The organism is Mycobacterium sp. E787 (genome assembly GCF_001668725.1).
GTDB lineage: Bacteria > Actinomycetota > Actinomycetes > Mycobacteriales > Mycobacteriaceae > Mycobacterium.
Genome location: NZ_LZKL01000130.1, coordinates 1 through 7308, shown reverse-complemented (window position 1 = coordinate 7308; position 7308 = coordinate 1). Strand labels below are relative to the sequence as shown.

Annotated in this window: 7 protein-coding genes; 1 reads left to right on the top strand and 6 read right to left on the bottom strand. The window is 69.8% G+C overall.

Annotated elements, in window-relative coordinates; translation table 11 throughout:
* Window positions 1-220: 220 nt before the first annotated feature.
* The 4 genes from A5705_RS26445 to ddaH are packed head-to-tail and all read right to left on the bottom strand — an operon-like array spanning window position 221 to window position 4627.
* Entirely contained in the window at window positions 221-1099 is an 879-nt protein-coding gene (locus A5705_RS26445; protein ID WP_067876873.1) for a universal stress protein, read from the bottom strand.
* The gene (locus A5705_RS26440; protein ID WP_067876870.1) at window positions 1096-2529 is read right to left on the bottom strand and encodes an amino acid permease; all 1434 of its coding nucleotides are present in this window, start codon (window positions 2527-2529) and stop codon (window positions 1096-1098) included. The genes A5705_RS26445 and A5705_RS26440 overlap by 4 nt, the downstream gene beginning before the upstream one ends.
* Window positions 2530-2558: 29 nt before the next feature.
* Window positions 2559-3785 carry an ornithine--oxo-acid transaminase gene (rocD, locus tag A5705_RS26435; protein ID WP_068281113.1) on the bottom strand — a complete coding sequence of 409 codons (1227 nt, stop codon included), beginning with the start codon at window positions 3783-3785 and terminating at the stop codon, window positions 2559-2561.
* Window positions 3782-4627: a dimethylargininase gene (gene ddaH, locus A5705_RS26430; RefSeq protein WP_068281111.1), complete on the bottom strand. Its 846-nt coding sequence runs from the start codon at window positions 4625-4627 to the stop codon at window positions 3782-3784. Before ddaH ends, rocD begins: the two co-directional genes overlap by 4 nt.
* Window positions 4628-4738: 111 nt before the next feature.
* On the opposite strand from ddaH, the gene A5705_RS26425 reads away from it, so the two are divergent.
* Window positions 4739-5185, top strand: coding sequence for an Lrp/AsnC family transcriptional regulator (locus tag A5705_RS26425; protein ID WP_068281109.1), 447 nt, complete (start codon window positions 4739-4741; stop codon window positions 5183-5185).
* Between the two features lie 78 nt (window positions 5186-5263).
* On the opposite strand, the gene A5705_RS26420 is transcribed toward A5705_RS26425, so the two are convergent.
* Both A5705_RS26420 and A5705_RS26415 read right to left on the bottom strand, forming a co-directional pair.
* Window positions 5264-7072: a sulfatase-like hydrolase/transferase gene (locus tag A5705_RS26420; protein WP_082956709.1), complete on the bottom strand. Its 1809-nt coding sequence runs from the start codon at window positions 7070-7072 to the stop codon at window positions 5264-5266.
* The coding region (locus A5705_RS26415) for an SRPBCC family protein (protein ID WP_197521336.1) at window positions 7065-7308 on the bottom strand (244 nt) is incomplete at its 5' end. The genes A5705_RS26420 and A5705_RS26415, both read right to left, overlap by 8 nt.

Here is a 7308-nt window from a genome sequence, read left to right as displayed (position 1 = left end):
CCAACTCCGACGACGCCCGCGTTACGGCCGCGCCCTGACAGACCAGATCGAAAAGCTGACGTTTGACCGACCTCGCAATCGGATGACCACGCGGCATAGCAACCTCCAAAATCAGTGGATGTTGCGTTGACCGTATGAATCCGCGCGAGTGGGCTGCACGCTCGCGTCGATTTCGGCGTCCAAGGATTCCCAAGCGGTCAGTTGCCGAGCCTCGACGAGGCTAGCCCGGCAGCACCAGCACCGGCACCGGGCTCTCGCGAATGATCTTGGCGCTGCGCGAACCCAGGAACACCCGGCGGATCTCGTCGCGCGGTCGGGTGCCCAATGCGAGGATCTCGCCGTCCTGCCAGTCCACCTTGCGCAGCGCCTCCCCCCAGTCGTGGCCGGTGACGACCTCCAGCGCAACGTCTTCTGCGATCACCCGGTCGGTTTTCAAGCCGGCCTGTAGCGCCCGCGCCTGCGACGCCCAAGCCTCGAGGATCTCGTCCTCGGCATGCAAACCCACCTCGGGGGGGTACATCGTTTTGCCGCGGACGGCGAAGGTCACCACCCGCAGCGGCAACCCGAACCGCCGCGCCGTCTCGGAACACCGCCGCACGACCTCGACCGAGTCGGGCGTGGCGGCGTAGGCGCAGGTGAGCCGCGTCAATCCGCCTGTGCGCGCGCGGTATCCGCGCGGGCTGATCGCCACCGGCACGGGCGACGCGTGCAGCAGCCAGTCGGCGGTCGTGCCGATCACCGCCGGCCCGCGTCCGCCACTGGGCAGCGACCCGAGCACCACCACCTCGCCACCGGCCTGCTCGACCACCTCGATCAGGCCACCCGACACCGACCGGTGCGCTCGATCCACGTAGGCGACCTCGATCCCGTCACACAGGCCACGGAGAAAACGCGCGGCCTCGTTCGCCGAGTCCGCGGCCAGGTTGTCCGCCCACTGCTGGTACTCGGCGTCCACGCGCGCGAACGACGGCGCCAGCCAAGGCTGGGGCACGATGGTCGCCACCACGAGCGACGTGCCGAGCGACCGCGCGGCGCGGACGGCCAGGTGCAACCCCGACAGGCCGACCTCGCCGGCCCGGTACCCGACGACGACGCTCACGTCGCTTCGCTCTCGTTGAGCGCGCTGTGGTGGCGGCCCCAGACGAAGTAGAAGATCAACGCCACGGAGATCCACCCGGCGAACGCGATCCAGGTGTACCAGTGCAGGCTGATCAGGATGTAGCCGCAGGCCAGCACCGAAAGGGCCGGCGTGACAGGATAACCCGGCACCTTGAAGGCTCGCGGCAGGTCCGGTTCGCGCACACGCAGGATGATCACGCCGACCGATACGACGATGAACGCCGTCAGCGTGCCGATGGACACCATGTCCGTCAGCTTGTCGAGCGGCACGAAGGCCGCCAGGCTCCCCGCGGCCAGCGCGACGATCACCGTGTTGCTCACCGGGGTCATGGTCTGCGCGTTCACCGTGGCGAATCGCGCCGGCAGCAGCCCGTCGCGGCCCATGGCGAACAGGATGCGGGTCTGGCCGTACATGGTGACCAGCGTGACCGAAAAGATGGAGATGACCGCGCCGGCCGCCAGAATCGTGCTGGCCCAGCCGCCGTGCGTGACCTTGTCGAGGATCGTGGCCAGGCCCGCCTCCTGCTGGGCGGCGAAGTCCCGCCACGGCTGCGTGCCGAGCGCGGCCAGCGCGACGAGGACGTACACGGTGGTCACCGTGGCCAGCGCCGCGAGTATGGCGCGGGGCATGGTCTTCTGCGGGTCCTTGACCTCGTCGCCCGCCGTCGACACCGCGTCCAGGCCGATGTAGGAGAAGAAGATGGTGCCGGCCGCCGACCCGATGCCGGCGACGCCGAACGGGGCGAAGTCCTCCAGCCGGCCGGCGTCGAAGGCGGTGAACGCGAGGATCACGAACATGATCAGCACGCCGAGCTTGGTCAGCACCATGATCGTGTTGACCTTCGCCGACTCGCTGGCCCCGCGGATCAGCAGCAGCGCGCACATCACGATCAGGATCAGCGCCGGCACGTTCACATAGCCCGGTTGCGCGTCCCACGGCGCCGCCGACAAGGCATGCGGCAGCTGAAATCCGAACACGTTGCTCAACAGCTTGTTGAGATAGCCGCTCCAGGTGACCGAGACCGCGGCGGTCGACACCCCGTATTCCAGCAGCAGGCACGCGGCCACGCCCATCGCGACGACCTCGCCCAGCGTGGTGTACGCATAGGAGTACGACGAACCCGAAACCGGCACCGCGGCGCCCAATTCGGCGTAGCAGATGGCCGCGAGCCCGGCGGCGATGCCGGCGATCAAGAACGAGACGATCACCCCGGGGCCGGCCTCGGGCACCGCCTGGGACATGACGAAGAAGATTCCCGTGCCGATCGTCGAGCCGACGCCGAACATGGTCAGCTGGAAGGTGCCGATGCTGCGCTTGAGGTGGTCGGCGGCCCCGCGTGCGGCGTGGGCTCCGGCGACGGGACGACGCCGCAACATCTGCTCCGTCAGGCTGATCGAGCTGGCTGGCAAGTGTGCCCCCTGTTGCTTGGATCAGCTGATTATGCGCATGCCTCCCGCAATGCCGCAGCGAACTGGTCAATCGCCCAGTCGATCTCCTGATCGGTGACCACCAGTGGGGGCGCGAACCGCAGCGTCGAACCGTGGGTGTCCTTGACCAGCACGCCGCGGCGGGCCAACCGCAGGCTGATGTCCTTTCCGCTGCCCAGCGCCGGGTCGATGTCGACGCCGGCCCACAGGCCGAGGCCGCGCACCGCCAGCACGCCGTTGCCGATCAGCTGCCGCAGGCGGCTGTGCAGGTGCTCCCCCAATTGGGCCGACCGAGCCTGGAATTCGCCGCGCTCCAGCATGGACACCACGGTGGCGCCGATGGCGGCGGCCAGCGGGTTGCCGCCGAAGGTCGAGCCGTGCTCACCCGGACGCAGCACGCCGAGGACGTCGCTGTCGGCGACCACCGCCGACAGCGGGACCACGCCGCCGCCGAGCGCCTTGCCGAGCAGGTACACGTCGGGCACGACGCCCCACCGGTCGCAGGCGAACGTGTAGCCGGTGCGGGCCAGGCCCGACTGGATCTCGTCGGCGATCATCAGCACGTTGTGCTCGCTGCACAGCGCGCGGACGGTGGGCAGGTAGTTGTCGGGCGGGACGATGATGCCGGCCTCGCCCTGGATCGGCTCGATCAACACCGCCACCGTGTTCTCGTCGATCGCGCGGGCCAGCGCGGCGGCGTGCCCGAACGGCACCGAGCGGAACCCGGGGGTGAACGGACCGAACCCGTCCCGGGCCGCCGGGTCCGAGGAGAAGCTGACGATGCTGATCGTGCGGCCGTGGAAGTTGTTGTCGGCCACGATGATGTTCGCCCGGCCCGAGGGGACGCCCTTGACCTCGGCGCCCCATTTGCGGGCGACCTTCAGGGCGCTCTCCACTGCCTCGGCGCCCGAGTTCATCGGCAGCACCATGTCCTTGCCGCACAGCCGGGCCAGCGCCGCGCAGAACGGGCCGAGGGTGTCGGAGTGGAACGCGCGGCTGACCAGCGTGACGGTGTCGAGTTGGGCGTGCGCCGTCGCGGTGATCTCGGGGTTGCGGTGACCGAAGTTGACCGCCGAGTAGGCGGCCAGGCAGTCCAGGTAGCGGCGTCCGTCGACATCGGTGATCCAGGCGCCCTCGGCGCTGGCCGCGACCACCGGCAGCGGCGAATAGTTGTGCGCCGCATGCTTTTCCACCAGCGCGATCGCGGCGTCGGCTGCGCTGTCGGCCAGGATCGTCATGGGAATACCTCCAATGTGCAGCACTTGACGGAACCGCCGCCCTTGAGCAGCTCGGACAGCTCCACGCCGACCGGCTCGAAGCCGGCCGCCCGCAGTTGTGCGGCGAAACCCGTTGCGGCCGAGGGCAGCACGACGTGCAGGCCGTCGGAGACGACGTTGAGCCCAAGCACGTAAGCGTCGGCGCTTGCGACCGTGATCGCGTCGGGAAACAGCGCGCGCAGTCGCTGCTGCGCGGCCGCGCTGAACGCGGGCGGATAGAAAGCGATCGTGCGATCGTCGAGGACGGCCAGCGCGGTGTCGAGGTGATAGAAGCGCGGATCCACGAGCTGCAGCGAGACGACCGGCATGCCCAGCGCCGCGGAGATTTCCGCGTGCGCGCGCCGGTCGGTGCGAAAGCCGTATCCCGCCAGCACCGTATCGCCGACCCTCAGCAGATCGCCCTGCCCCTCGTTGACGTGCCGGGTCGACACGGGCCGGTAGCCAAGGGAGGACATCCAGCCGGCGTAGGCCCGGGCTTCGCCGGCACGCTGGGCGAACCGGAAGCGGGCGACCAGGGCGATGTCACGGGCGATGAACCCGCCGTTGGCGGCGTAGACCATGTCGGGGAGCCGGGGCACCGGCTCGATCACGTCCACGTGGTGGCCCAGTCGCAGGTACGTCTGCCGCAGAACTTCCCACTGCGCCTGCGCGACGTGGGCGTCGACGGGCGTGGTGACGTCCATCCAGGGGTTGATCGCGTACTCGACGGCGAAAAACGTCGGCGGAGTCATCGCGTACCGGCGGGCCCGCGGCGCGCGGATGGGCTGGGTGAGCGCCGGGGCGCCGACGTATGAATCCGTCATAAATCAACGGTATTTGCGACGCCTAGAACAAGCAAACGACGTTCCTTGCGTGTCTATAGTTGATTTATTGTGCGGCAAGCCGGTGTGCGGCGATTCGTTAAGGAGGAGCGCATGGACCGCCTCGATGAGACCGACGAGCGCATCCTCGCCGAGTTGACCCAGCACGCGCGCGCCACCTTCGCGGAAATCGGACAGCGGGTGAACCTGTCGGCGCCCGCGGTGAAGCGGCGCGTCGACCGGATGCTCGACGCAGGCGTGATCAAGGGCTTCACCACCGTCGTCGACTACAGCGCGCTGGGCTGGAACACCGAGGCGTACGTGCAGGTGTTCTGCCACGGCACCATCGCTCCCGATCGGCTGCGGGCCGCCTGGGTGGACATCCCCGAGGTGGTCAGTGCGGCGACGGTCACCGGAACTTCCGATGCGATCCTGCACGTGCTCGCCCGTGACATGCGGCACCTGGAGGCGGCCTTGGAGCGCATCCGCTCGAGCGCGGACATCGAACGCAGCGAGAGCATCGTGGTGCTGTCGAACCTCATCGACCGGATGCGGACCTAGCGGCCGGTCGCGCCGCGCGAGCGTAACGACACTGCGAATTCCGGGCCGATCTTTCGCGGTGTGGTTACGCTCGCGGCGTCAGCGGGCGAACAGCCCGAACAGGCGCCCGAGCCGCGACGGCTTCGGCGCCGGCGGGCGGCGAGATGCGTAGGGCCACGGGTTGTTTCGCTCCGGCACGGAATCGGCCCGGGCCTGCTTGAGCCGCGTCCGTAGGTGCCCGCGCAATTCATGCAGATCCGGGTCCGTCCATCGGTTGTCGGCTTCGATCGGGTCGGCGGTCAGGTCGTAGAGCTCCCACTGGTCGTCCAGCGGCGACGTGCGGTAGGCCTCGCCGCCGAGCCCGTTCGCGGCGAGGTGGCGCACGCCCGGTTCGGTCCAGGTGGCCGGGTCGTCGAAGGTGCGGACCAGCTTCCACAGGTGCCCCGCGCCGCCCGCTGCGGCCGTCTCGTCGACGCGCACGACCAGCCCCTCAAAGTTCGAGCCCACATAAGCGGGCACCCGGATCCGCAGCGGCGCAGGCGGATTGACGGTCCGCTTGAGGCGGCGCGCCAGGCCCGAGGCGCCGCTGTCGCCCTCGAGCATGTTGTCGCGGGTCATCAGGTAGACCACGCGCGCCTCGTCGGCCGGCGCGCCGTCGACGACCGGCATCAGGTCGCGGCCCGGCAGGTCGTGGACTTCGGAGAACGACTCGGCGAGTGTGGACGCGACGGCGGCCACGTCAATCCCCGCGGCGCCCAGCAGGGTTGGGACCAGGTCGACGTGCGACGTGGGCGCGGTGATGACGCGGGGCCGCGTGGCACCCGCACCGATGCGGGCGATCACGAACGGAACGCGGGTGGCCTCGTCGTAGAGGTTGAACCATTTCTGGTGCAGCCCACCGTGGGCGCCGAGCAGATCCCCGTGATCGGCCGTGCGCACCAGCACCGCATCGCCCGAGCCGCCCTCGGTGACCGCCCGCCTGACCCGGTCGATCGGCCCGTCCACCTCGGCGTGCAGGCGGTAATACAGGTCACGGTAGCGCTGGGCGTTGCGTTCGTAGCTCCAGTTGATCGCGGGCGCCGGGCCGTAGCCCGAGTAGTAGGCCTCGCGGAAGGCGATCTGCGCGGCCGGCTTGGCCGACAGGTCCTCGGCGGCGGTCGGCGCCGGCGGCACCGGCGGCGGGTCCAATGGCGAGGGCCGCAGCGGGCTTCGGCGCGCCCACGTGGGGAACAGCACGATGTCGTGGGGGTTGACGAAGCTGGCCACCAACAGGAACGGGCGCAGCGCGGCGGGGTCGCCGGCGCGGCGGCGGGCGTAGCGGTCGGTGAGCCACGCGACGACGCGGTCGGCGATCAGGGGGTCGCGGCGCACGCCCGCGTTGGCCAGCAGCGCTCCGTGCGGCTCCGGGCCCACCCATCCCGAAAAGCCGAACGGCCCAAGCGGATCGGCGTCGAGGTAGCGCCGCACCGCGGCGGAGTCGACGACGCCGTCGTCGTCGTTGGTCAGCAGGGAACGGCCGGTCGCCGGATCGACGAGGTCGGCGTGCGAGATGTGCCACTTGCCGTCGTAGTGCGTGTCGTATCCTGCGGCGCGGAACCAGTTGCCCAGGGTGGGCACCTCGCCGCGGCGCAGCCAGCGCATGCGGGAATCGTCGGCCGTCTTCCCGATGCCGTCGGTCTGGGTGACCCCGTGCAGGTCGGGGTAGTGCCCCGTGAAGATCGTCGGGCGGCTGGGCACGCAGGCCAGCGAACCGGTGTAATGCCGCGCGAAGCTGACGCCGTGGTCGTCAAACCACTTGCGCCCGGCCAACGTTCGGTCGCGCCAGGCGAGCACGTCGGGAGCCTCGTAGGGCGGCACCGCGCGCTCCTCGTCGGTCATGATGACGACCACATCGGGACGATCAGACACGGGCGGCCTCCAATCGGTTCGCGAGCCCGGCGAGCATCACGTCGGACTGTCGCGCGAGAAAGCGACACACGACGCGTTCTGCCAGGGCTTCGGCCGGACCAGAACCTATTTCCACCGTGCTGGTCAGGCTCACCACGGTGGAACCGGCCGGGCCCGCTTCCAGCGACCAGCGGTTGGTCACCCGACGCAGGCGGCGGGGCAAGCCCTCGATGTCGTAGGCGAGCGCGTGCGGCGGG

Excerpts from the sequence above, each read along its gene's own strand:
- rocD (WP_068281113.1), bottom strand. The coding sequence starts at position 3,785 with ATGACGATCCTGGCCGACAGCGCAGCCGACGCCGCGATCGCGCTGGTG.
- ddaH (WP_068281111.1), bottom strand. The coding sequence starts at position 4,627 with ATGACGGATTCATACGTCGGCGCCCCGGCGCTCACCCAGCCCATCCGC.
- A5705_RS26425 (WP_068281109.1), top strand. The coding sequence starts at position 4,739 with ATGGACCGCCTCGATGAGACCGACGAGCGCATCCTCGCCGAGTTGACC.